A 23,732-nucleotide genomic window follows, 5' to 3' on the forward strand; every position below is an offset into this window, starting at 1 on the left:
TAACTTTCTAACTTTCTAACTCGCAAACTTGCTAACTCACTAACTCACTAACTCACTACTAAATCTTATGTGGCGGCACTAAAACGCTTTTCAGCATTTCATTTTCCATAAATAACACCCCTTGATAAACGCTTTCACCATCACTGGAAAATTCAAAAATAAACTCGCTTTTGATACCAGGTTTGCCGCTTTTTAAAAGGCCAAAGCGGCGTTTAGTGCAGGCGACACTCATTAATTGCACTTGTAGCTGGTCGCTTTGACGTTTTGCATGTGCGTTGGCAGCTTCAGCAACTTTACGATTAAGCCAAAACAAATAAATTACACTACCAATGATAATGAATGTCCATAAACTTGCCATTTACGAGAATAACCTTCCAATTGCTCGCGCGAGGGTTTCGCTGCGATTTTCTTTACGAAGTAAACCTAATAAGTGTGGTCGAATACTCGGTATTGCAACTAAGTCAGCAAAAATACTTGGGAAAAGCTCTTCAATTTGCTGATGATGGGCGCAATTGTCCATAAAAATATGTAACCGCTCAGGATCAGTGAGCAAGTTAAAACAACGTCCTGCTATGGTCAGTAAAACATCCGATTCTGTGGCAATTTCTGAATCTAAAATAGTATCCACTAATTGTGCCGTAAGTGTTTGCGCTTGTGCTTTTGACATTGCACGTAGGGCACAACACAGTGCTAAGGTATCTTTTTGCGCAATGGCTTGCTGGGCGTAGCTTAACAATTGTTGACTAAATATCGACGGTATTTCAACATGTTCAAGCATTGCGCTGAGCGGTTGTAATACTTCAGCTGGCAGTTGCTCCCAGGCTTGTTGTAATGACGCTAGATTTTTATCGCTATCTAAGCGTAATGCAAAATCAGCAATACCCTGTACTGCCACACTTTGCCAATTATCAAACCCTAGTTTGCCACTAAAATACAGTTGGGTGTACTCATAATATTGTGAGGCAGGTTGTTTTAATAACACTTTTAACTGTGCATTAAATGCAGCTAGTTTATTTGCGTTAGGTGTAAACACATACGGGTTATTATCAAGCTTCCCGTCAGCTTGCTCGCCGGTCAAATCATTGCCAAGTGCTTCTATTACCATATTGGCAAAGTGATCGCGACTGGCGCATACCAGTTTGCTTTGCTCATCAACTGGAAACTTTAAAAACCACACGTAGGGCTCGCTACTGGCTTTGCTATCCCAAAACTGAATAGCTAACCATGCATGGCCTGCGAGCGGGAAAGGATAGGGGATCTGTGCTTGCTCAATGGCTAAAAATTGCTTTTTATCTAGCTTGGTAATATGTCTGCCAATATCAAAAACGCGCCAATTTGTGCCTGCGCCATCAAGTAATTGCCCTAAGGTTGCGATCTGCTCGGTCATAATGATCCACTGATTTTTACTGCAAAATTCGTTAAATTATACGCCATAGCAGGCCATGTTGGAACAGGGTATAATCAAGCAATGATAATCAACAAGGGTGGTTATGTACCAACAGACCCAAACTTACTTAACGCAACTCGAAGACTTATTAAAACAGCATCAACTTTGGCAAAATACTCCAATTGATCCGCAAGCGTTAAACTCAACAGTGCCATTTTGTCACGATACTATGGCGTTTGAGCAGTGGTTACAATTTGTATTTATTGAAAAAATGCAAATGTTAGTCGCTCAACAACAGCCGTTACCGAGTAATTTTGCCATCGCGCCAATGGCTGAACTCATGTTAGCGCAAAAAAATGGTGGTGCAGCTGTGATGCAATTATTAGCTCAGCTTGATAAGTTATTAGGAAGAGAAGTAATAGTGAATGAACGTCCAGCCCCCGTTGAGTTTGGCGAGCTTGAAATTTTGTACCGTGATGAAAACTATATCGCAATTAATAAGCCTTCTGGTTTATTAGTACACCGATCATTTTTAGATAAACACGAAACACAATTTGCGATGCAGATGCTGCGCGATCAAATTGGCCAGCATGTGTTCCCTGTGCATCGTTTAGATAGGCCAACATCAGGTGTGTTACTGTTTGCATTGAGCTCTGAAGCTGCACGGGACATTAATCAGTTATTTATTGATAATCAAATCTCGAAACGTTATCTCGCGTTAGTGCGTGGTTTTGCTCCGGAGTCGGTGTTTTTAGATAAACCACTAAAAGAACAGCTGGATAAAATTGCGGATAAGTTTGCTGATCAAAATAAAGCCCCACAAGAGGCACAAACTCAGTTTAACTGCTTGCAGCAAGCAATGTTACCGATACCAATTGATAAATACCCAACAGTGCGCTATTCGCTGGTGGAGTGCTTTCCTAAAACTGGTCGTAAGCATCAAATCCGCCGTCACTTAAAACATTTATCACTGCCTATTATTGGTGATGTTAATCATGGTGATAATCAGCATAACCAATTTTTTAGAGAGCATTTTGCATTACGTCGATTAATGTTATTTGCAACTGAGCTTAATTTTGTGCACCCTTATACTCAACAACAAATCAATATTAAAGCGCCGCTAGGTGAAGCAATGCTCACTATTTGTCAACAGCTTGGCTGGCCACATCAAGAGAAGGATTATTAATGGCAACTATTAGCATATTTGTAGGCAGTGTTTATGGTGGTGCCGAGCGTTTAAGTGACGACGTTATTGACGCAATAGAACAAGCAGGGCACAGCGTAAATTTAGTTGATCAACCAACCATTGCAGATATTCAGCAAGCCACACATATTTTAGTGATCACCTCGACCACCGGACAAGGTGATATTCCTGACAACCTTGCTGGTTTTTTTAACGAGTTGAATAGCACTTTTCCTATGTTAACTGCTAAGCCATACGGTATTATCGCCATGGGCGACCGAAGTTATGGTGATACGTTTTGTGGCGCAGGGCGAAGTTTTGATGAGTTATTTCGTGACTTACAAGCACAACCTATCGGTCATCGTTTAGAAATCGATGCCTGTGAAGATTTTGAACCTTGGCCAGTAACTCAGCCATGGCTCCAAGAGTGGTTAGCTAAGTTACCTCAGTAGATAATAAAAAAGAGCGAAAACGCTCTTTTTTATTATCTGTATAACTTCGTTTAGGTGCTTTTCACATCCACTTTAAGCTTTAACTTTTGTCCTGGTTGTAAGTATTTTTGTCCTGATAAGTCATTCCATTTGATAATATCGTTGACTGTTAAATTAAACTTAGCTGCGATGCGAGCCAGAGAGTCACCACGGCGAACTTTATAGGTGATTGTTCGATTGGTACTGGCTAACGCCGCCTGAGGGGTCTTAGGGCTCTGATAAACCGTTAACTTTTGTCCTAAACGTAACACACTATTCTTTTTAAGTTTATTCCAGCTAGCGAGTTCATTAATGGTTACATCGTACTCTCGGCTTATATCCCATAAAGTATCGCCATTTTTAACTGTATGCGAGAGCTTCTTTTGACTATTGTTATTCACCGCCATACGCATTTGCTTTGGTAAGTGTTTACTATTGATTGCACCGTCACTTAACGGCACTAATAATTGCTGACCAATACGAATGGTATTTGACTTTAGTTTATTGAGTGATTTGATAGCACTGGTGCTGGTGGCAAACTTTTTCGCAATCACCGATAAACTGTCACCGCTTGCGACAATATATTGTTGCCAACGCAGACGATCTTTCATCGCTGTTTTAGCTAATAATTGTTGAAACTGCTCAACTTTATCTGTTGGTAATAATAAAAAGTGAGGACCATTTGGATCCGTTGCCCAGCGATTAAAACCTGGATTTAAACGATATAATTCAGTCAGGCTAATATCAGCCATATCCGCGGCCAGTGCTAAATCAATTTGTGAACCTACATCAACCGCTTCAACAACTTGTGCATTGATAATCGGGTTCCACTTTATCCCAAAGTCATCTTGGCGTTTTAATAAGTCTGATAATGCTAATAGTTTTGGTACGTAGGTGGTGGTTTCACTGGGTAAATCAAGAGACCAAAAATCAGTAGGCAAGTGCTTTTTACGGTTCTTTTTTATGGCGCGTAATAAACGCCCTTCACCTGAGTTATAGGCCGCGATGGCGTTGAGCCAATCACCCTCTAAGGTTTTATGTAAATAAGATAGATAATCAAGCGCCGCACGGGTTGATTGTACAATGTCACGACGACCGTCGTACCACCAGTTTTGCTTTAAATCAAAACGCTCACCAGTTTGTGGCATAAATTGCCAAATACCTGATGCACTGCGGTATGAGTAGCCAAATGGATCAAAGGCACTTTCAACAATCGGCAGCAATGCAATTTCGATTGGCATATCGCGTTTTTCAATTTCTTCTACAATAAAATGTAGATAAGGCTCAGCACGTTTTGAAATACGGTCTAAATAAGCTTGGTGTCTTGCGTAGTAATTACGCTCAGTGACGACAGGGCGATTTTGCGGGACTTCAATCGATAGTTGATAACGAATACGCTCCCATACATCATCAAAAATAGGTGCTTCATCTACATTATTTACTTGGTGATATTGCGCATTGATCATCAACGCTTCGCTAATATCATTTGGGCTTGCGCCTTCAAGTTGCGATTGTTCTGGGTGATTAGCAACTAGGTCATCAGATTGTGTTGATGTTAATGTTTGACATCCACTTAGCACTAGTGCTAAGGCTAAAACAAGGGGGGATTTATTCATAAATACCAATGCATCAGGTAAAAAACTCGGCGAATACTACCTGTAATGAGATAACATTGCCACTTTTTGACTATCTAAAATCGTAATAATCAACTATCTAAAAATTTAATTGCTTGATTATTATTAGATTGTTTTTTAAAAATGGTCTTTCCAGATTCTAAGACCTGCAAAGTTTTGCCAAGGTTCATTATTTTGTAAGGTGTTTTTTGTACTCGGATTATATGTTTCAGGTAAGCGCTTTAGTATTCCAGTAATATCAGTTCGCATAAATGGGTTTATTTTTAGCTCTAATGCGAGTGTACTTGGTAAGGTAATTTGATTATTTTGACGCTGAATATCTACCCACTGTGCGTACTCAATTAAATCGCGGTTGCTAGGTTCTACCGCCAGCGCAAAAGCTAAATTTGCCTGCGTGTATTCATGGGTACAATAAATTTCACATTCAGGTGGTAATTTTTTTAATTTATCAAAAGAGTGCTGCATCTGCTCAGCGGTTCCTTCAAATAAACGCCCACAGCCACCGCTAAAAAGAGTGTCGCCAGTAAATGCTAAATTAGGGTTAAGGTAACAAATATGATCTAAGGTATGTCCAGGTGTTGTTATGATGGAAAATTCTGTCCCAAGTACGGTTATCTTATCCGCGTCCATTAATGGTTTTGTGATCCCTTTAAATGGACTATTGTGTGGGCCGTATACATCAATACCCGCAAATTTTTCACATAAAGCGGCTACGCCATCAGTATGATCATAATGATGATGGGTAACTAAAATACCCGCTAAGGTCAAACCTGCTTGGTTTAAATAAGTTAACACTGGTTCAGCTTGACCTGGGTCAACTACCCATGCTTGCGAACTTGTAGGGTCGCTAAGGCACCAAATGTAATTATCAGAAAAGGCTTTAATTGCTTTGACTTGCACCATGTGACATTGCTCTATAAAGTGACGATATCAAACAGTATAACGAGCTCAGCGTATGAAACCAGCCCTTAGTTTTCAAGAAGGACCCAAACCACTGTCGTGGCAAGAGTTTCCTCATGGTGACTATTTACGTAGTGATATAGAACGTAAAATGGCCAAGTGGTTACCGCGAATGTTTGGCTATCACATGTTAAAACTCGGTAATCTCAGTGGCGAACTTAATACCAGTAAAAGCACCATTAAACACCAAGTCTGCGTAGCAGAGTCAGGACCATTTACAGGTGTTGTTGCCGATATAGATGAACTCCCTTTTTACGAGCACAGTGTTGATGCCTGTATATTAAGCCATTGCTTAGAGTATCACACCGATCCGCATCATATATTACGTGAAGCACACCGCACCTTAATACCAGGTGGCTATATGGTGATCACCGGGTTTAACCCATTTAGTTTATGTGGACTGGCGCAATTGTTGCCCTTTAGCGGTCAAAAGTTGCCATGGACGGGACGCTTTTTCACTCCCGCACGAGTAAAAGATTGGCTTAACCTATTAGGTTTTGAAATAGTCAGTGATGAACGTTTTATTTATTCGTCATTAGCACGAGGCAACCGTTTATCGCGGTTTGCGCCATGGCGACGTTTTACCAAGCAATATCTAAAACCCATGGGAAGTGTGTATATGTTGGTCGCTCGTAAACGAGTTGCGCCTTTGACACCCATAAAGCCTAAATGGCACGCTCGTCCACAGTTTGCTCCAGTAAAAGGAGCGGGTTTACGGCAAACCTCAAAGCAACACTGTGAGCGGAAGCGTTAAATAACGCTGACTGTTTTGCTGTGCTTTTGGTAATTGGCCTGCGCGAATATTCATTTGTATTGCTGGGTGCAATAATTTAGGCGCACTGAGTGTTGCATCACGGGCGCTACGGGTTGTTATGTAATCTTGCTCAGAGGCTTGTAGATGAATATTACTGGTGCGCTGCTCGAGTACCGATGTTTTGTTGGCAAGCGGGCGATCACCCGGCTGATAGTCGTGGCACATCCATAAAATAGTTTCATCGGGCAGGGCTAAAATACGTTGCAGTGACTGATAAAGCGTTTTGGCACTGCCACCTGGGAAATCACAGCGTGCAGTACCGCTATCGGGCATAAAAAATGTGTCACCAACAAACAAGTTGCCTTCAATTAAATAACACACACTGTCTGGAGTATGACCTGGTGTCGCTAATACAGTAACCTTGTGTGCGCCCAGTGCAAAATGCTCGTTATCAGTAAATAGCTGTTCAAATGGGCTGCCATCACATGGCATATCAATATTATACAGGCGGCTAAAATGCACCTGCACTTGTATTATTTTTTTACCGGTTGCTAACTTGCAAGGATGATATGTCGCAAGTTGCTGCTTTATATAACTGGCGGCAGTAATGTGATCTGCATGGGCATGGCTTTCTAAAACCCACTCAAGAATAAGTTGGTTATCGTTTATATGGGCAATGATCTCGTCGGCGGTTTGAAAACTTAACGTACCGCTAGCAGCATCAAAGTCAGCAGGGACATCGATCAACATGGCAGATTTAGTGGTTTGGCAAGACACTAAATAAGTAAAGGTAGCACTTTGCTGATGAAAAAAAGACTCGATCGAGATAGCCATTTAACAACTCCATTATTTAATATATCCAAATCTTATATCATATAACTAAGTTATTAAATGGTTTATGATGAATTACCTACTAATATTACTCAGGGTTGTAACCTTCATCGACTAATAAATCTTTACTGCCAGCGGCATCACGCGCCAAATCATCAACAATTTCATTGTATTTATTGCCGCTATGACCTTTTACCCACTTCCAAGTCACATTATGACGGGCGCAGGCTGCATCAAGACGCTGCCATAAATCGACATTTTTAACTGGTTTTTTAGCAGCCGTTTTCCAGCCTCGCTTCTTCCAGTTAGCAAGCCATGATTCAATACCTTGTTTCACGTATTGGCTGTCGGTGGTGAGATTTATCTCACACGGGCGGTTTAAACTCTCAAGAGCAACAATTGCTGCGAGCATTTCCATTCGATTATTGGTGGTGAGGGTATAGCCTTGGCTTAATTTTTTTTCGTGGTCATTATAAAACATAAAAATACCATAACCGCCGGGGCCCGGATTACCTAAACATGAGCCATCGGTGTAAATCTCTACGGTTTTTTGCACTGTTTTCCCTTGATCTTATGTACAATAAAGTGATTATAGAAAGATACCAGAGTCAGGCTAAATTCGATATGGCACGTAGACAAATAGTTTTAGATACAGAAACCACCGGCATCGACCCTAAACAAGGGCATCGTATTATTGAAATTGGCTGTGTGGAATTAGTGAATCGTCGTTTAACCGGCAATAACTTTCACGTTTATATCAACCCACAGCGCAAAAGTGACGAAGAAGCCATTGATGTTCATGGTATCACTAATGAGTTTTTACGTGATAAACCGTTATTCCATCAAATAGCTCAAGAGTTTCTCGACTATATTAAAGGGGCGGAGCTGGTAATTCATAATGCGCCGTTCGATGTCGGTCATATGGATAATGAATTTGCGTTGCTCAATCAAGGTTATCAAAAAACCCATGATTACTGCCAAGTTCTCGACACCCTCAAAATGGCGCGTGACTTGCATCCAGGACAGAAGAATAACTTAGATGCGTTATGCCGGCGTTATGATGTAGATAACGCTAAGCGTACCTTACACGGCGCACTACTGGATTCTGAGATCTTAGCTGACGTTTATTTAGCGATGACGGGGGGGCAGGTAAAGCTCAATCTTAATCAAAATAAAAATCAAGGCAGTGAGCAACAACAAAAAGAACTGCGTCGTTTAGATTCAAACCGTCCACCGCTGGTGGTCTTACAAGCCAATAATGATGAGCAACTCGCTCACGAAGAGCGATTAAATATAGTCAACGAAGCCGGTGGTCAATGTATATGGCGCGCCGAATAAGGCAAAACATGAGAAGCATAATGTTAGTTGTGTGTTTGGTTATGATGTTACCAAACACCAGCAGTGCAACAAATGAAGATAAAATAACCTTACTGCAGCGCGATAGGCGGCAAAATGAAATTCCTTTACTGGAAAATCGTTTTCGTATTGATTATAAAGTTGACGAAATCACCTTATTATTTTTTCGCAAGCCCGGTGCACCAGCAGTGGTATTGGTAAAACCCGATGGCAGTAAATATTATGCAACCTCGGCGAGAAAAGATGACAACCTACAATGGTTTGATGAGCTAAGTTATGATCTGATTACTATTAAGCAGCCAATGCCTGGGCCTTGGCAGGTCGTTGGTAGTATTTTGCCGAAAAGCCGGATTGTGGTGTTAGGAGAAGTAGAATTACAAGCCGAACCATTACCCCCATTACTGTTTCGTGGCGAAACAGTTAAAATTACAGGGCAAATACTAAATGATGGTGAGCCGATTCAAGTGGGCTTGTTTCGGGATGTGGTCAGTTTAAATGTTGACTTTATTAGCACCAATAACAGTGACTTTGCAAACTTTGGCGCTGGCACTCAGAGTGTTGCTGAATTTAAAGACGATGGCCGTGGTTTCGATGAGCGCCCTAAAGATGGTATTTTTACCGGTGAATTTAAATTAGTTTTCCCAGCCGGACAATGGCGACCAGAGCTATATATTGAAACCCCATTATTAAAGCGCACCGTGGTGCAAGATCTTATCGAAGTTAAAGAACCCCCCTTTAGTTATGAAATCGCCTTAGCCGAAGATGACCTGCAAGAACATCATTTAACTATTACCCTCGATAACCAAATAGTGCAACCAGAGACGGTATTGATCCAAGGTAAAATTTATTACCCTAATAATGAAGAGCAAATGTTTACGCTTGATGCTAAAAACAGTTTGACCCGCCAGCTGACGATTAAAAATTATGATTGGGGGCGATACAGTGTTGAACTGTCTGTTTTTGGCACTAATGTGAATGGCCGTGAATTTATGGCAACTTTACCGACCTATAAATTTGAAATCGAGCGGCCAATTGAAGTGGTGCCTGAATTACCAGCACCAATTATTACCCCAGCACAGCAACAAGAAATAGAAAGAGTTGCTAAGGAAGCCGAATCAATGGCAACAATTACATTTATTAGTTTAATTGTTGGCGGGAATTTACTGGTTTTGCTGTTGGGTTGGTTAGCAATTCGTGTATTTGTGCAGAAAAAATCAATCATGCCGAAAATCAACTTACCATTTTTGAAGAAAAAAACAGCAGTTGAAAATGAGCCGCAAAGTAATGAAAAAAAAGAACTCGACAAAAATGGTTCAAAAAGTGATAGATCCGGTGAAATTTTAAACCTTTCGATGTCAGATGACTAAAAAACCTGTAAAAAAACAAAAAAGCCCTTGACGAAGTAGGGGTTGGTTCGTATTATTCACGCCGCTGTCAGGGGAGACTCAGACAGCAACGAAAATGTGGAGTGGTAGTTCAGTTGGTTAGAATACCGGCCTGTCACGCCGGGGGTCGCGGGTTCGAGTCCCGTCCACTCCGCCAATTTTCGACAATTTGTAAGTACACGCTGGAGTGGTAGTTCAGTTGGTTAGAATACCGGCCTGTCACGCCGGGGGTCGCGGGTTCGAGTCCCGTCCACTCCGCCAACACTTACACAACATATGGTTGTAAAACATATTCTTATTATGGAGTGGTAGTTCAGTTGGTTAGAATACCGGCCTGTCACGCCGGGGGTCGCGGGTTCGAGTCCCGTCCACTCCGCCAATAAGAAAAAATAACAGTTTAAATATGCGCTGGAGTGGTAGTTCAGTTGGTTAGAATACCGGCCTGTCACGCCGGGGGTCGCGGGTTCGAGTCCCGTCCACTCCGCCAACTATTTAAAAAATGTTATATTACAAAATTTGTATGCTGGAGTGGTAGTTCAGTTGGTTAGAATACCGGCCTGTCACGCCGGGGGTCGCGGGTTCGAGTCCCGTCCACTCCGCCAACAAATTAAGTAATAACAAGTATAATGATATCTCTGCGGAGTGGTAGTTCAGTTGGTTAGAATACCGGCCTGTCACGCCGGGGGTCGCGGGTTCGAGTCCCGTCCACTCCGCCACTTGATATCAGTAATAAAATTAGTAAGTGCATTACCCCATGCACATACCACTGCGGAGTGGTAGTTCAGTTGGTTAGAATACCGGCCTGTCACGCCGGGGGTCGCGGGTTCGAGTCCCGTCCACTCCGCCACTTGTTATTTCCTCAATAACAAGCTTATAAAATCCTTATATAAATCTTTGCATAAAACACCTTTTGCTATCAGCTATCAGTTATCTTATCTGAACTTGACAAAGAACATAATAAAACCTGCAATCTTGATCAGAATTACAGGCTTATAATTAAACTTCTAGTCAGCTTTAATATTAGCCTTGTGGGCCAAAGCGTTCTTTTAAGTAGGTATCTAAAAAGTTTAGATACGCGTTGGAGGCACTGATACGGTTTTCTTTTTTGCTAAAACCATGACCTTCATCGTCAAATAATACATATTCGACCGGTACGCCATTGGCTTTCACTGCGGCAACTAATTCATCACTTTCTATCTGTAATACGCGCGGATCGTTGGCGCCTTGAATAACCATTAATGGTTTGGTGATATTCTTAGCATGGAATAGCGGTGAGATTGCACGATGACGCTCGCCGTCCGTTGCAGGGTCGCCCATTTCATCGTACAACGCTTTTTTAAAGCTTTCCCACCACGGTGGAATTGAGTTGAGCGTTCTTACCCAGTTGGTGACACCAAAAATATTAATGCCCACTTTGAATTCTTCAGGCTCAAAAGCAAGCGCTGCTGCGGTCATGAAGCCACCGTAGCTGCCACCTATGATACCGATTTTTTCTGCATCGACCCAATCTAAACTTTGTAAGTGCTTTTTACCGTAAACAATGTCTTGTAAGTCGTCGGTGCCGTGTTTTTTATCATCTAAATGAAAAAAGGTTTTACCATAGCCTGAACTGCCACGGTTATTAACCGCAAAAATAGCATAGCCATGATTGACTAAGTGTTGTTGCATTGCACTGTAACCAGTGCGGCTTTGGCCACCTGGACCACCGTGCACCCAAATTAGCGCTGGCACTTTATTATTGCTATTGGCTTGCTTGGGTTTATAAAGTACGCTGGGTATCTCTAAACCGTCAAAGCTTTTAAAGCGCACTATGGTACTTTCAACTAAATCATTTTGATCTATCTCTTTGCTTAAAGTATTACTTAATTGCTGTGCCTTATCACTACCCACTTGCCAGACAAACAGGTTACTTGGCGAGGTATCTGAATTTAAGTAAAACGCCATGCTTTTTTCATCTGCAGAAAAGTTAACACCACGTAAGTTACCTGTGGGTAACTGAGGCATCGCAATCTCTTGGTCTGACTGGGTATCAATCACCGTGACTTTAGTGCTGGCATCGGCATTGACACCGCTGACTTGATAACGCCCTGATTTAGAAAAATAAATGAAGCTGACATCCCAATTATCTTTTAATACAGGGCTATGCTCCTCTGAGGCCAACTCATAACGCCACACTTGTGAAAACTCGCCTTTAGCATCCGTTGAGTAGTATAAGTATTTACTATCAACAGAGAAGGTTTCAGGCGTGTATTGAGCTGGTGTATTGTGTTTTGAAATTAGCTGTGGTTTGAGGGTCTTTTTATAGGTATCGAGAATAAATGTGTCGCTGTCTTTATTGGTGTTATTTTTAGATAGTGCGATATAGCGGCCATCGGGGCTGATTGCTCCGACATCTAAACCAAGCGTATTTTGATAAACAGGGGTGATTTTATAGGTTTTACTATCAACGCGGTATAAGTCCATAAATTTAGCATCGCGCTGGTTACTAGTAATAAAAAACTCGCTGCTATCTTCTGTAAATCCTGCAAAGCTTGCGCGGGTTTCATCGCCGGGGGTTAAATCTGTTATTGACCCGTCAAGTTCACGGACGTAGACGTGAAAGCGCTCATTGCCGCCAGAATCTTTGGTAAAGAGGACCCTTTCATCATTTGGGAAGTAACGGACAGGGTAGGTGCTATCCTGAAAATTGGTTAAGCGGGTTTTGTTGCCTGTTTTTGCATCTACTTCATACAAGCTGTAAATACCACTTTCATCAGAGCTTACCAGTACTTTATCGCCATTGGGTGAAAAGCTACTGCCCATAATTGCGGTGGTATCAAAGAAGGTTTTAGCATTATAGGTGCTAACTTGCTGAGTTTGCTGCGACTGTACTGTGGTGACGGCTGTTGTTGAGGTTGATTGGCTACAACCGCTCAAGGCAATACTGATTGCACAGGCGAGTGCGGCAAATTGCAATTTTTTGTTCATAGTACATTCCTTGGTTTATTGTTATCTAATCATATTTTTACCGGTTTTAGTGTTGCCCTAACCCTATTTTAACGCAAGTTTTTAGCTGATTTTAACTGCAACAAAGTGTTACAAAGCCTGTATCGTTAAAAATACAGCCTACGTTATAATACTCACTCATATAAAAGGAAAGTGATGATTGAAGTTAGTGGTTTACACAAGCAATTTGCCCAAAACATCCTATATAAAGATTATCGCATCAGCTTTACATCACCGAGGGTATGTATTGAAGCGCCGAACGGTCAAGGTAAAACCACGCTGCTAATGATGCTTGCTGGACTTGAGCAACCACAAAGTGGACAGATATTATTTGCAGGCAAGGTGTTGTCTGAGCCTTATAAACAGGTAGCAATTGCCAGTGATCGCATCGCGCTGCCTGAGTTTTTAACCGCGAAACAAATTATCAATTTAACGGTTAGCAGTTTAGGCTGCGATTGGCCGACAGCGCTTATCAGCGGCTTTAATTTTTCAGATTTTTTATCGACTCGTTTTGATGCGTTGTCATCGGGTAATCAAAAAAAGTGCCAATTAATTTTAGCGTTAATGCGCGGTGCGCCGTATTTGTTACTAGATGAGCCCAGTACGGCACTTGATCAAGCCAGCATTATATATTTACTTGGTTTACTAGATAATTATTTAGCAGATAAAGCGCATGGGCAAATCATTATCACTTGCCATGAGCCGGCGCCGTTTATCGAGCATGGCTTTGAGTGTGTCCCCTTATGAGCAAGCTAGGTATTAAGCTTGAGATTGCACAATATCGCTCATTTATGCAGTATCGTTATCAGGCCTATAAAATTGAGCTGGCACAACTACTACAGCAACTTAAAAACTTCGGCTTATTATTTTTAGTGGTACTTGGCTCAGCCATGCTTGGAATGATTTTGCTGTTATTTTTAGGTCTGGGCAAAATCATCGACAGCATAGATGCGCCGCAATATGGCGCTCAAATGGCGTGGCTGTATCTATTACTGCAAAGCGTGATGCTCAGTGCAATGAAATCAGCCATTCAAAATAGTCAGCAGCGGCTCTTTCAACGCACTATTGTAAGGTCAAACTGGCTTAAGTTAATGGATATAAAACTATTGCTTTTAAGCAATGGCTGGTTGCTAGCAAGTGCTGTAATTGCGCTGGATTTAAACTATTCACAGTGGCTACGAGCACCCCATTTTGTGCTGTTTATGTTACAGCAGTTTAGCCTCGGTGTACTGTGTTTGTACAAGCCAAGAGCATTAATATATGGCTTAGTATTTACTGCTATTTTAGTCTTGCTACCGATTAATATAGCGCCGTTAGCCTATCACTGTGGCTTTATTATATTATTTGCGCTGAGCATGTTGTTGCCAGCATTTTCGCTGAGCGACCGGTTATCGGTCAATGCATTATCTACTTTTTGGCTGAGCTTTTTTATGCAACATAGCAGGGTACTAGTATGGCGAGTGGCTTTATTGTTGTGTGTATTTATGGCAATCACTACTTTGCTCAATGAGCGTGCTGATTTAGAGGCTATATTTAGTGTGATAGCCGCCGCTTTTATGGTGTTGTTTACCAGCTCACTGCAATTTGATTGTGGCAAGCTACATGATAAGTACCAGCTATTTTTTCAAGCAAATAACCAATCGCGGCTGTTTTTTATCAGCCAATTTATGCCAAGTTGCTTGTTCTTTTTGATAACACTTAGCAGCTATCTGTTGTTTGTCGCTCAAATAGAGTGGCTATTACTGAGCCTGAGTGTTGGCTGGGGTACATTACAATTATATATAGCACAAAAAAAACCAGCGCATTATGCGCTGGTTTGGATGATCACAACAGGCGGGCTGTTGGCTGTGTTAACTTAATATGTTAAGCAGCATTCGCCTTTTTTGCCGTGTTATTACGTGCAGCTTTGCCTGCTAATAAATCTGCAGGGTCAAAGTCGTCAACGTTAATAACATCTAAACGTGCTTTTTCAACGCTTGCTAGCTGATCAGCCTCTGCTTGCGTTAAAATACCCGCTTCAAGTCCCATCTGAGCAACTTTATCAAGCTGGAAGAAAGGCAGTTTAACGCCTTTTTCACGACATACCTTATCAAATAAAGGTTCAACAGCTAGCACGTCTTTAAGCGTTTGCTCTTGACGACCAACTAAGTTAAGTGGTTCATTTGTTAAGTATACGTAGCTTGCTAAACGGTTACGTGTTTCGCTAGGTACTTGTAAAATTTGTGCTAATTTATGCTCAAGTTTATCAGTCGGTTTACGAACTGGACGACCGAACGGGAACAACATCAACTTAAGTGCTGCACGAAGCGGAGCTGATGGCATATTGTTAATTAAATCAGCAAGTGCACGTTGACAGTGGTAAAGGTGATCTTGACAGCTCCATTGTACAAGCGGTAAATCTTCTTTTTTACGGCCTTCATCGTTATAACGTTTCAGCGTTGCAGACACTAAATAAAGGTAACTAAGCAAATCACCTAAACGAGCGGAAATACGCTCTTTACGTTTTAGTGAGCCACCAAATACAGCCATGCTAATGTCAGACATCAATGCAAGTGACGCACTAAAGCGTGACGCAGTACGGTAAAACTCAGCTGTTTCGTCTTTAAATGGCGTAGTTGCAAAACGGGCTCCGGTAAAGCTCATCCACTTAGTACGTACAAGGTTAGACATAGTAAAGCCGATGTGGCCCATTAACGCTTTATCAAATACCGCTAGCGCTTCTTCACGATCTTCGATTGCGCAGGCACCCAATTCAGTCAGTACAAATGGATGGCAGCGAATGGCACCTTGACCGTAAATAATCATATTACGGGTCAAGATATTTGCACCTTCAACAGTGATGGCAATTGGTGCACCTTGATAGCCACGACCTAAATAGTTATTTGGCCCAAGCATAATACCTTTACCGCCGTGAACATCCATTGCATGATTGGTTGAATCACGCATTTGCTCGGTCAAATGGTATTTAATGATTGCCGAAACAACCGATGGCTTTTCGCCTAAATCAACCGCACCAGTTGACATGCTAACAGCCGCATCTGAGCTGTACGCATAACCTGCTAGTTTTGCTAGTGACTCTTCAACACCTTCCATTTGGCCAATAGGTAAACGGAATTGACGACGAATACGGCTGTATGCACCACTTGCAAGTGCAATTGTTTTAATACCACCCGTTGAGTTTGACGGCAATGTAATAGCACGACCAACCGATAAACATTCAACCAGCATGCGCCAGCCTTGGCCGGCCATTTCTGGTCCACCAATAATGTAATCAAGCGGTACGAAAATGTCTTTACCACGAGTAGGACCATTCTGAAATGGTACATTTAGCGGGAAATGACGACGACCAATTTCAACACCTGGCATGTCTGTAGGAATAAGTGCACAAGTAATACCTGGCTCTTTAACATCGCTTAGTAGACCATCTGGGTCTTGTAGTTTAAACGCCAGACCTAATACTGTCGCAACAGGCGCTAGCGTAATATAACGTTTGTTCCATGTTAGGCTAAGACCAATGACTTCTTCGCCTTCCCACATACCTTTACATACCACACCATAATCTGGAATGGCGCTGGCATCAGAGCCTGCTTCTGGTGAAGTTAAGGCAAAGCATGGGATCTCTTGACCACTAGCAAGGCGAGGTAAGTAATGATCTTTTTGTTCTTTAGTACCATAGTGCTGTAACAATTCGCCCGGACCTAATGAATTAGGAACGCCTACAATTGATGAAAGCAGGGTAGATTTACTGGTTAACTTTTGCAGTACACACGATTGTGCAAAGGCAGAAAATTGCAGGCCGCCATATTCTTTTTTAATGATCATGGCAAAGAATTTATTATCTTTTAGGTATTGCCAAACATCTTGTGGTAAATCGGTTAACTCATGAGTTGCTTCCCAGTCGTCCAACATACTACATACCACCTCAACTGGACCATCGATAAAGGCTTGCTCTTCGATTGTCAATTTAGGCATTGGGTATTGGTGTAATTTGTTCCAATCAGGACGGCCGCAAAAAAGATCGGCTTCCCACCATGTTGTACCCGCATCAATGGCTGATTTTTCAGTTTCAGACATAGTTGGAGTAACTTTTTTAAACATGGCAAAAATAGGTTTAATAATATATTGCTGACGAATGCCAGTAACAGACAATGGCACTGCAATGATCAAGAAGATCAACCAGCTAATTGCGCCAAATGCACCTGCAAAGGTACCAATGACAAGTGTTGCGATGGAAACGCCAAGGGCAGTATTCCAGCTCGCTCTGTGGTAACTCGCGATGCTGAGCAGCACGATTAAACCAAGTGTAAATATGAGTGTCATGTATTCAATCCTTAATAGAGGTCAGACCACCTTTAGTTAGAGTAGCGCTAGAGTGAATAATTATCAAGTAGCTTAGTGAAAATATCAGTGACTGTTATTTTGTAATCTGTGCACATCAGCATACGGATAAATGTGTGATTCGTCAGTATGATTTATTTGAGAAAAAATTAAGCTGTTTTCTTGCTTGCCTTGCCCTTGCTTATGTTTAACAATGCCGCTAAGGCCTAAGTTACGGGTTTACGCTTTTTAAAAAGCAGTATTTTAAAAGTATAAAAATTTTTGAAAGGTTAATTTATTTTATGTGTGAGTTGCTTGGCATGTCGGCGAATGTGCCTACAGATATTTGTTTTAGTTTTTCAGGGCTGTTAGAGCGCGGTGGTAACACAGGTCCGCATAAAGATGGCTGGGGCATTACTTTTTATGAAGGGAAGGGGTGTCGTACTTTTAAAGATCCTGAGCCTAGCTGTCAGTCTGAAATTGCCAAGTTAGTAAAGGCCTATCCCATTAAAAGTGTCTCGGTGATTAGCCATATTCGCCAAGGTAATCGTGGCCGTGTCTGTCTTGAAAATACGCATCCTTTTACCCGTGAGTTGTGGGGCAGGGAGCTGACCTACGCGCATAATGGTCAGCTTTCGAATTATCATGATTTAAAACCTGAATATTATCGGCCAGTGGGTAATACCGACAGTGAACTGGCGTTTTGTTGGTTACTCGATCAAATTCGTGAAAAATACCCTAAACGTCCAGCTAATATGGCGTCAGTGTTTCGTTATGCGGCAAAGCTTGCACACACTTTACGTGAAAAAGGTGTGTTTAATATGTTGCTGACTGATGGTGTGTATGTGTTAGCGTATTGTACTAATAATTTGCATTGGATCACCCGCCGTGCGCCGTTCGGTAAGGCTACGTTAATTGATGCAGATATGGTGGTAGATTTTCAACAAGAAACTACGCCAAATGATGTCGTAACGGTGATCGCTACTCGGCCACTGACCAACGATGAGCGTTGGCAAAAAATGGAACCAGGTGAATTTGCGTTGTTTAAAATGGGTGAGTTAATTTAGCCGTCAGTTTTAACGTTTGAACTTAATTAATGTGGTTATAAGCTGAAAAGCCCAAGTTATGATCGTCACACTTGAGCCTTTCGTCTTGCATCTTGAAAGCAATTTATTCTGGTGTTATTTCGTTTTTAACTTCTTCAGGTAATGCAACTGGGTTGGTTACCGTGAACGAGTTAAGTTGCACTTCAAATTGTTCTACGCCTTTTTCGCCTTTCCACATCCTGACTAGCATGTAATCCATTTCAGGGGCGAACCATGCAAGCGCTTGGCGTTTATCATTATCATATAAGCGTTTTACTTTGATCGCTTCGATATTACCGATTGGTAGGGAAATAGTCTCTTTACCAACGACCTCAAAGTTATACTCACGGCAGTTGCCTTTTTTATCAACTAACGGATACGAAAAGCTGGTTTTACCCATTTTTAATTCTTCGCGCACTTGTACTTGGTATGAAATTGAGTCTTGAAATTGCTCAGACCACTCACACTCAATGGGGTATTTACTTTCACTGCTGTTTACGAGTTTTTTAGTGTGGTCAAATTGCAGTGTATATTCTTTATCCGGGCCTGTGCCTGTGCGGATCATGCTATAACTTTCAGGCGTGATTTTTTTGTCGCTGAAAGTAAAATTTGATGTTTCTTTGCGTGAATCTGAGAATATCATCCACTCAATGTCACTGTGGTAGCTAACTTGGTAACTGTTATCTGCTAGTTTTTTTAATGTGCGGACGCCTTGACCATGGTTTTCGCCTTTGCGCAAAATATCATAGTTAGCTTCAAATTGAGTAAGTTCACCAGCAATTAAACTAGTAGGAAGTAATAAAGTGCCCGCACAGAATAGCAAGGCACTTAGTTTTTTATTCTGGGTAGTGCGCGCCGTGTGCAGGAAGTTGTTTTTTGTCAAGAACTGCATAATCTGCTTCCATAGTAAGTCGTTGTTCACTGAACCACTTGACCACCAAAGGGTAAATTATATGCTCTTGTGCATGCACGCGTTTTGCTAATGTGTCAGCAGTATCATCTGCCAGCACGGGTACTTTGGCTTGAAGAATGACAGGACCACCGTCTAATTCTTCAGTAACAAAGTGCACACTTACGCCATGAATGTCATCTTTTGCATCAATTGCTCTTTGGTGGGTATTCAGCCCCTGATACTTAGGCAACAAAGAAGGATGAATGTTCAACATTTTTCCTTTAAATTTTTGCACTAAGTTAGGAGTAAGAATACGCATAAACCCAGCTAATACAACTAGATTTGGTGCAAAAGAATCAATAACGTTCATTAATTGCGCATCGTAGGCTTCGCGCGAGTCAAAATCTTTATGGCTGAGCACTGCTGTTGCAATGCCCGCTTGCTTTGCTCGCTCAAGGCCATAAGCGTCTGCTTTATTACTAATTACAGCCGCTATGTTTGCATTTATCTCGCCGTTATTACAGGCGTCAATGATGGCTTGTAAATTAGAGCCACTACCTGAAATTAAGACTACTAGACGAGCAGGGGCCATTAATCACGGCCGCCTAGGATTTCTACTTGCTCTTCGCCAGCTTTAGCATCATGGATCTCACCAAGGTGCCAAGCATTTTCGCCAAGCTCTTTTAAGATGCTTAAGCTTTGCTCAAGTTTGTCAGCTGGCACAACCAATACCATACCTACACCACAGTTAAATGTGCGGTACATTTCGTGGGTGGTGATGTTACCGTTTTCTTGTAACCAATTGAAAATACCAGGCCACTGCCAGCTATCACCTTTAACTACTGCTTTTGCAGACTCTGGTAATACGCGTGGGATATTTTCCCAAAAACCGCCGCCAGTAATATGCGAAAGAGCATGAACATCTACTTGCTTGAACAGCTCAAGTAATGGTTTAACGTAAATACGTGTTGGTTCAAGCAGAGTTTCGCCTAATGTTTTACCTTCAAATTCAGCACTTGTATCAGCATTTGATACTTCAAGTACTTTACGAATTAATGAGAAGCCATTTGAATGCGGGCCGCTTGATGCAAGCGCGATTAGTTGATCACCAGCAGCTACTTTTGTGCCATCGATGATATTTGCTTTTTCAACTACGCCAGTACAAAAACCAGCCATGTCGTAATCTTCGCCTTCGTACATACCTGGCATTTCAGCAGTTTCGCCACCAATTAATGCACAACCAGAGATCTCACAGCCTTTACCAATGCCTGTTACTACGTCTGCGGCAGTATCAACATCAAGTTTGCCTGTTGCATAATAATCTAGGAAAAATAATGGCTCAGCACCTTGAACGATAAGGTCATTTACACACATTGCAACTAAATCGATACCTACAGTATCGTGTTTTTTAAGGTCGATAGCTAAGCGTAACTTAGTACCAACACCATCAGTGCCTGCAACAAGTACTGGTTGCTTATAACCAGCTGGGATTTCGCAAAGTGCGCCAAAGCCACCAATTCCGCCCATAACTTCAGGACGACGGGTTTTTTTAACTACGCCTTTAATACGCTCAACAAGTGCGTTACCGGCATCGATATCTACGCCCGCGTCTTTATAACTTAGAGACTGTTTTTGTTCGCTCACAGGATTTCCTCAAAAAAGTTGCATGGTTTTGCATGTGTATGCTTAGAAACGCGCGTATTTTACAACAATTGCAAGGGCGCGGCTAGTTCAAATATGAGTTTACTATTATTGACAAGGACACTTGTCCGTATAATGACACAATAGATTTAGGTAGCAGGTGCTAGGTAGTTCCTAGCACCTAAAACCGAGTTCCTTTAGTATTAAGCCTTTGCAGTCAAAATTGCACGCAACGGCGCTGGGTAACCTTCAATGGTTTTACTAGTATCGTTTGGATCTAAAAAGTCGATCAGGGACTCGTTTTCCATCCAATCTGATTTACGTTGTTCTTCAAGCGTTGTAATAGCGCAGTCTTTCACTTGCACATCTTTAAAACCAACACGTTCCATCCAGAGTTTTAGCGCTGCCGTGCTCGGAATAAACCACACGTTACGCATCTTCGCATAGCGGTCAGTGGGCACTAGTACTGTGTTTTCATCGCCTTCAATGACTAAGGTTTCAAGCACTAATTCACCACCTGGGCGAAGCTGCGCTTTTAATTGTGCTAAAAAGTCGATAGGGGAACGACGATGATAAAGCACACCCATCGAAAACACCGTATCAAAGGCTTTTAACTCAGGCAGGGCTTCAACACCTAGCGGTAATAAATGCACGTTTTCATCTGGGTTAAAGTGTTTGATGGCTTGAAACTGACATAAAAATAAATCAGACGGATCAATGCCAACCACAAACTCAGCGCCTTCACCGCGCATCCGCCATAAGTGATAGCCAGAGCCACAGCCGATGTCTAAAACCGTGCGGCCTTTTAGCGGCTCAATATGCGGTAATAAACGGTCCCACTTCCAATCGCTGCGCCATTCAGTATCAATTTCAATACCGTGTAGGCTGAAAGGGCCTTTACGCCATGGCATCATTCGTTTTAATAAGTGTGTAACTTGTTTTTGTTCGCCGTCGGTCATTTCGCCAGGGGCACCAATTTCAACTTTGTCGATAATATTGACGTGTTTGGTCGCCACTTCAGGCAAGTTTTTTAACACTTTCTGCCATTTTGGTAAATCACCGTGACTGGCCTCTAATTGCCAGTGTTTTAATTGGCTAGGTAGCGTTTCCAGCCAGTGACTTAGCGGGCTTTGTGCGATTGCGGCGTAAAATTGGTTAAACCATTGAGACATTGAATTACTCTTTATATTTGTTACTTGATTGCTACCAGTGAGCAAAAATTAAAACATTGATACCACACTTGGGTTTGGCTAAAGCCAATATCGGTAAGTCGAGAAAGGTGAGCATTTAAAGTATCTGGGCGCATTACATTCTCAATGGCGGTACGTTTTTGGCTAATTTCTAATTCAGAATAACCATTGTGGCGTTTAAAATCGTGGTGCAAGTCAATTAGCAAGTTATCGCATTGCTCGTTCTCGCCTTTGATTTTTTCGCTTAACAGTAATACACCACCGGGTTTTAAATTCGCGTATATTTTTTCAAGCACGGCTTGGCGCTGTGCGGGTGGAATAAACTGTAAAGTAAAGTTCATGGCGACCACTGACGCGTTTTCAATATTTAGCTCATTAATATCACCAAGCGTCACTGTAACAGGCACTTCTGAGCGAAAGCCGTGCAAATGTAATTTACAGCGCTCAACCATGGCTTGTGAATTATCAACGGCAATAATATGGCAATTATCAGTGCGGATATTACGGCGCATGCTTAATGTTACTGCGCCAAGGGAACAGCCCAAATCATAAAGGTTTGAATTGCTTTGCGCATATTCACCGGCCAATTTACCCATCGTACTAACAATGGTTGCATAACCCGGAACTGAGCGCTGGATCATATCTGGGAAAACTTCTACTACATGTTGGTCAAAGCTAAAGTCTTTAACCGCTTGCTCAGTGGCATAAATGCTGTCTTTTATGTTCACACAAACAGTCTCTTGAAAAATAATAGGGCTATTTTAGCATTTTATGCTGGATAGTCAGTGATAATTTCAGTAGCTTGGCTAGAATAATGAATAACAAGTAGAAAAAGAGAAGTTTATGAGCAAAAGTAAAGTGATCAGCACAGATGATATATTGGCAACTCTTTGTCATTCTGTAACGAGTGTATTGTCATCGGCAAGTGGTAATAGTATTAGCTACTCAGCAATGGTACAAAAAATAACCCGCACCTGTATGCGTCCTGATATCGGTTGTTTTGTATTATTTGATGGCGGATTTACAGGACTGGTAATTACTAATTTCACCTCGCAAGCGGCGATGGAGATTTATCATGATTACATGCGTAATATGGGGATGCCTGAAGAAGAACTCGCTCACAGTCATTTATCTGACGATGTATCAAATGTACTCGGTGAATTGATGAACCAAATCGTTGGTGATTTTACTTCAAAGGTACGCGAGCAGTTACATACTTCAATTACCCAAAATCAACCGAAGATGATGGCCATCAACAAGCAAGTACAGATTTCGGTCGATACTACGATGGATAGACCGCAAGCACGGCGCGTGACATTTACCACCAGTAAACAAAATATCTTTTATTTAGAATTAGCAATGGATAAAACTGAGTTTATCAAATTGCACGATTTTGATATTGCTGAAGCTATTGACCCAGATGACATCATTGAAAACGAAGCAAAGCATAAAGCAGAAAAACAAAAAGCTGCTGATGATGCTGCTAAAGCAAGTGATTTAGATGACGACTTTATGGCAGAACTTGGTTTATAAAGCTACGAAGCTTTAAAACTTTAAGCTTTAAATAACACAACAAAAGCGCGAGTTTACCTTGCGCTTTTTGGTTTGTGGTGCGGGCCTTAAGGGATTACTGATAAACCTCGTTGCAATATAAGAAGTAAG

22 protein-coding genes, 7 tRNA genes and 1 pseudogene are annotated in these 23,732 nt (G+C 41.7%); 17 read left to right on the plus strand and 13 right to left on the minus strand.

The features are described from left to right. Positions 1-58: 58 nt before the first annotated feature. Together H5158_RS11040 and H5158_RS11045 are read right to left on the minus strand one after the other, a co-directional pair. Positions 59-358, minus strand: coding sequence for a DUF3301 domain-containing protein (locus H5158_RS11040; RefSeq protein ID WP_169019573.1), 300 nt, complete (start codon positions 356-358; stop codon positions 59-61). Continuing rightward, complete coding sequence (locus H5158_RS11045; RefSeq protein WP_182740028.1) at positions 359-1,387, minus strand: DUF3549 family protein; 1,029 nt, start codon at positions 1,385-1,387, stop codon at positions 359-361. It lies immediately after the preceding gene. 103 nt (positions 1,388-1,490) lie between these two features. Here H5158_RS11045 and H5158_RS23365 point away from each other — a divergent pair. From H5158_RS23365 to H5158_RS11055, 3 genes and pseudogenes are all read left to right on the plus strand, one after another. Then, positions 1,491-1,778: pseudogene (locus H5158_RS23365) on the plus strand (YqcC family protein); the annotation flags it as partial. 30 nt (positions 1,779-1,808) lie between these two features. Then, positions 1,809-2,573 carry a tRNA pseudouridine(65) synthase TruC gene (gene truC, locus H5158_RS11050; RefSeq protein ID WP_310736236.1) on the plus strand — a complete coding sequence of 255 codons (765 nt, stop codon included), beginning with the start codon at positions 1,809-1,811 and terminating at the stop codon, positions 2,571-2,573. Next, on the plus strand, positions 2,573-3,022 hold the full coding sequence (locus tag H5158_RS11055) for a flavodoxin (RefSeq protein ID WP_149982930.1): 450 nt from the start codon (positions 2,573-2,575) through the stop codon (positions 3,020-3,022). The genes truC and H5158_RS11055 overlap by 1 nt, the downstream gene beginning before the upstream one ends. Before the next feature lie 50 nt (positions 3,023-3,072). On the opposite strand, the gene H5158_RS11060 is transcribed toward H5158_RS11055, so the two are convergent. Both H5158_RS11060 and gloB read right to left on the minus strand, forming a co-directional pair. Continuing rightward, on the minus strand, positions 3,073-4,656 hold the full coding sequence (locus H5158_RS11060) for a LysM peptidoglycan-binding domain-containing protein (RefSeq protein ID WP_182740029.1): 1,584 nt from the start codon (positions 4,654-4,656) through the stop codon (positions 3,073-3,075). A 135-nt stretch (positions 4,657-4,791) separates the two neighbouring features. Then, positions 4,792-5,577, minus strand: coding sequence for a hydroxyacylglutathione hydrolase (gene gloB / locus H5158_RS11065; protein ID WP_182740030.1), 786 nt, complete (start codon positions 5,575-5,577; stop codon positions 4,792-4,794). Positions 5,578-5,629: 52 nt separating this feature from the next. Between gloB and H5158_RS11070 the strand changes: the two genes are divergently transcribed. After that, positions 5,630-6,388: a class I SAM-dependent methyltransferase gene (locus H5158_RS11070; RefSeq protein ID WP_145241649.1), complete on the plus strand. Its 759-nt coding sequence runs from the start codon at positions 5,630-5,632 to the stop codon at positions 6,386-6,388. Here H5158_RS11070 and H5158_RS11075 read toward each other — a convergent pair. After that, on the minus strand, positions 6,359-7,222 hold the full coding sequence (locus tag H5158_RS11075; protein WP_182740031.1) for an MBL fold metallo-hydrolase: 864 nt from the start codon (positions 7,220-7,222) through the stop codon (positions 6,359-6,361). The two genes, H5158_RS11070 and H5158_RS11075, sit on opposite strands and share 30 nt — an antisense overlap. 85 nt (positions 7,223-7,307) lie before the next feature. Continuing rightward, the gene (gene rnhA / locus H5158_RS11080) at positions 7,308-7,775 is read right to left on the minus strand and encodes a ribonuclease HI (RefSeq protein WP_145241653.1); all 468 of its coding nucleotides are present in this window, start codon (positions 7,773-7,775) and stop codon (positions 7,308-7,310) included. A 68-nt stretch (positions 7,776-7,843) separates the two neighbouring features. Between rnhA and dnaQ the strand changes: the two genes are divergently transcribed. The 9 genes from dnaQ (at position 7,844) to H5158_RS11125 (ending at position 10,807) form a co-directional block, all read left to right on the plus strand. Next, on the plus strand, positions 7,844-8,557 hold the full coding sequence (gene dnaQ / locus H5158_RS11085) for a DNA polymerase III subunit epsilon (RefSeq protein WP_149982934.1): 714 nt from the start codon (positions 7,844-7,846) through the stop codon (positions 8,555-8,557). 41 nt (positions 8,558-8,598) lie between these two features. Further along, complete coding sequence (locus tag H5158_RS11090) at positions 8,599-9,942, plus strand: TIGR03503 family protein (RefSeq protein WP_409076820.1); 1,344 nt, start codon at positions 8,599-8,601, stop codon at positions 9,940-9,942. 98 nt (positions 9,943-10,040) lie between these two features. Further along, positions 10,041-10,117: transfer RNA gene (locus tag H5158_RS11095), tRNA-Asp, on the plus strand. A 27-nt stretch (positions 10,118-10,144) separates the two neighbouring features. Continuing rightward, positions 10,145-10,221 (plus strand) — tRNA-Asp (locus tag H5158_RS11100). 41 nt (positions 10,222-10,262) lie between these two features. After that, positions 10,263-10,339 (plus strand) — tRNA-Asp (locus H5158_RS11105). 31 nt (positions 10,340-10,370) lie between these two features. Then, positions 10,371-10,447 (plus strand) — tRNA-Asp (locus H5158_RS11110). A gap of 38 nt (positions 10,448-10,485) precedes the next feature. Continuing rightward, a tRNA-Asp gene (locus tag H5158_RS11115) sits at positions 10,486-10,562 on the plus strand. A gap of 37 nt (positions 10,563-10,599) precedes the next feature. Next, positions 10,600-10,676 (plus strand) — tRNA-Asp (locus H5158_RS11120). A 54-nt stretch (positions 10,677-10,730) separates the two neighbouring features. Continuing rightward, a tRNA-Asp gene (locus H5158_RS11125) sits at positions 10,731-10,807 on the plus strand. Between the two features lie 173 nt (positions 10,808-10,980). On the opposite strand, the gene H5158_RS11130 is transcribed toward H5158_RS11125, so the two are convergent. Then, complete coding sequence (locus H5158_RS11130; RefSeq protein WP_182740033.1) at positions 10,981-12,927, minus strand: S9 family peptidase; 1,947 nt, start codon at positions 12,925-12,927, stop codon at positions 10,981-10,983. A gap of 174 nt (positions 12,928-13,101) precedes the next feature. Between H5158_RS11130 and H5158_RS11135 the strand changes: the two genes are divergently transcribed. Then, entirely contained in the window at positions 13,102-13,692 is a 591-nt protein-coding gene (locus H5158_RS11135; protein ID WP_182740034.1) for an ATP-binding cassette domain-containing protein, read from the plus strand. Next, the gene (locus H5158_RS11140; protein WP_182740035.1) at positions 13,689-14,804 is read left to right on the plus strand and encodes a DUF6136 family protein; all 1,116 of its coding nucleotides are present in this window, start codon (positions 13,689-13,691) and stop codon (positions 14,802-14,804) included. Before H5158_RS11135 ends, H5158_RS11140 begins: the two co-directional genes overlap by 4 nt. Positions 14,805-14,808: 4 nt before the next feature. On the opposite strand, the gene fadE is transcribed toward H5158_RS11140, so the two are convergent. After that, positions 14,809-17,265, minus strand: coding sequence for an acyl-CoA dehydrogenase FadE (fadE, locus tag H5158_RS11145; protein WP_149982939.1), 2,457 nt, complete (start codon positions 17,263-17,265; stop codon positions 14,809-14,811). A gap of 299 nt (positions 17,266-17,564) precedes the next feature. Here fadE and H5158_RS11150 point away from each other — a divergent pair, with 299 nt between their 5' ends. After that, the gene (locus H5158_RS11150) at positions 17,565-18,329 is read left to right on the plus strand and encodes a class II glutamine amidotransferase (protein ID WP_149982940.1); all 765 of its coding nucleotides are present in this window, start codon (positions 17,565-17,567) and stop codon (positions 18,327-18,329) included. A 103-nt stretch (positions 18,330-18,432) separates the two neighbouring features. On the opposite strand, the gene H5158_RS11155 is transcribed toward H5158_RS11150, so the two are convergent. From H5158_RS11155 to cmoA, 5 genes are all read right to left on the minus strand, one after another. Further along, positions 18,433-19,230, minus strand: coding sequence for a DUF3108 domain-containing protein (locus H5158_RS11155; protein WP_404699423.1), 798 nt, complete (start codon positions 19,228-19,230; stop codon positions 18,433-18,435). Then, positions 19,184-19,831 carry a phosphoribosylglycinamide formyltransferase gene (gene purN, locus H5158_RS11160; RefSeq protein WP_145242362.1) on the minus strand — a complete coding sequence of 216 codons (648 nt, stop codon included), beginning with the start codon at positions 19,829-19,831 and terminating at the stop codon, positions 19,184-19,186. Before purN ends, H5158_RS11155 begins: the two co-directional genes overlap by 47 nt. Next, on the minus strand, positions 19,831-20,883 hold the full coding sequence (purM, locus tag H5158_RS11165) for a phosphoribosylformylglycinamidine cyclo-ligase (protein ID WP_145242360.1): 1,053 nt from the start codon (positions 20,881-20,883) through the stop codon (positions 19,831-19,833). Before purM ends, purN begins: the two co-directional genes overlap by 1 nt. 200 nt (positions 20,884-21,083) lie before the next feature. Then, positions 21,084-22,052, minus strand: coding sequence for a tRNA 5-methoxyuridine(34)/uridine 5-oxyacetic acid(34) synthase CmoB (gene cmoB / locus H5158_RS11170; protein WP_182717957.1), 969 nt, complete (start codon positions 22,050-22,052; stop codon positions 21,084-21,086). 20 nt (positions 22,053-22,072) lie between these two features. Beyond that, complete coding sequence (gene cmoA / locus H5158_RS11175; RefSeq protein ID WP_145242356.1) at positions 22,073-22,798, minus strand: carboxy-S-adenosyl-L-methionine synthase CmoA; 726 nt, start codon at positions 22,796-22,798, stop codon at positions 22,073-22,075. Positions 22,799-22,913: 115 nt separating this feature from the next. On the opposite strand from cmoA, the gene H5158_RS11180 reads away from it, so the two are divergent. Next, on the plus strand, positions 22,914-23,603 hold the full coding sequence (locus H5158_RS11180; RefSeq protein WP_145242354.1) for a DUF3334 family protein: 690 nt from the start codon (positions 22,914-22,916) through the stop codon (positions 23,601-23,603). The last annotated feature ends 129 nt before the right edge of the window (positions 23,604-23,732 follow it).

This window comes from Pseudoalteromonas sp. SR45-6 (assembly GCF_014163545.1).
Taxonomy (GTDB): domain Bacteria; phylum Pseudomonadota; class Gammaproteobacteria; order Enterobacterales; family Alteromonadaceae; genus Pseudoalteromonas; species Pseudoalteromonas rhizosphaerae.

Bases quoted from the DNA above. Each gene is read 5' to 3' on its own strand.
- H5158_RS11055 (WP_149982930.1), top strand. From the start codon at position 2,573: ATGGCAACTATTAGCATATTTGTAGGCAGTGTTTATGGTGGTGCCGAG.
- H5158_RS11060 (WP_182740029.1), bottom strand. From the start codon at position 4,656: ATGAATAAATCCCCCCTTGTTTTAGCCTTAGCACTAGTGCTAAGTGGA.
- fadE (WP_149982939.1), bottom strand. From the start codon at position 17,265: ATGACACTCATATTTACACTTGGTTTAATCGTGCTGCTCAGCATCGCG.
- H5158_RS11075 (WP_182740031.1), bottom strand. From the start codon at position 7,222: ATGGCTATCTCGATCGAGTCTTTTTTTCATCAGCAAAGTGCTACCTTT.
- H5158_RS11070 (WP_145241649.1), top strand. From the start codon at position 5,630: ATGAAACCAGCCCTTAGTTTTCAAGAAGGACCCAAACCACTGTCGTGG.
- H5158_RS11090 (WP_409076820.1), top strand. From the start codon at position 8,599: ATGATGTTACCAAACACCAGCAGTGCAACAAATGAAGATAAAATAACC.
- H5158_RS11135 (WP_182740034.1), top strand. From the start codon at position 13,102: ATGATTGAAGTTAGTGGTTTACACAAGCAATTTGCCCAAAACATCCTA.
- H5158_RS11040 (WP_169019573.1), bottom strand. From the start codon at position 358: ATGGCAAGTTTATGGACATTCATTATCATTGGTAGTGTAATTTATTTG.
- dnaQ (WP_149982934.1), top strand. From the start codon at position 7,844: ATGGCACGTAGACAAATAGTTTTAGATACAGAAACCACCGGCATCGAC.
- H5158_RS11180 (WP_145242354.1), top strand. From the start codon at position 22,914: ATGAGCAAAAGTAAAGTGATCAGCACAGATGATATATTGGCAACTCTT.
- H5158_RS11140 (WP_182740035.1), top strand. From the start codon at position 13,689: ATGAGCAAGCTAGGTATTAAGCTTGAGATTGCACAATATCGCTCATTT.
- H5158_RS11130 (WP_182740033.1), bottom strand. From the start codon at position 12,927: ATGAACAAAAAATTGCAATTTGCCGCACTCGCCTGTGCAATCAGTATT.
- H5158_RS11150 (WP_149982940.1), top strand. From the start codon at position 17,565: ATGTGTGAGTTGCTTGGCATGTCGGCGAATGTGCCTACAGATATTTGT.
- H5158_RS11045 (WP_182740028.1), bottom strand. From the start codon at position 1,387: ATGACCGAGCAGATCGCAACCTTAGGGCAATTACTTGATGGCGCAGGC.
- purN (WP_145242362.1), bottom strand. From the start codon at position 19,831: ATGGCCCCTGCTCGTCTAGTAGTCTTAATTTCAGGTAGTGGCTCTAAT.
- cmoB (WP_182717957.1), bottom strand. From the start codon at position 22,052: ATGTCTCAATGGTTTAACCAATTTTACGCCGCAATCGCACAAAGCCCG.
- gloB (WP_182740030.1), bottom strand. From the start codon at position 5,577: ATGGTGCAAGTCAAAGCAATTAAAGCCTTTTCTGATAATTACATTTGG.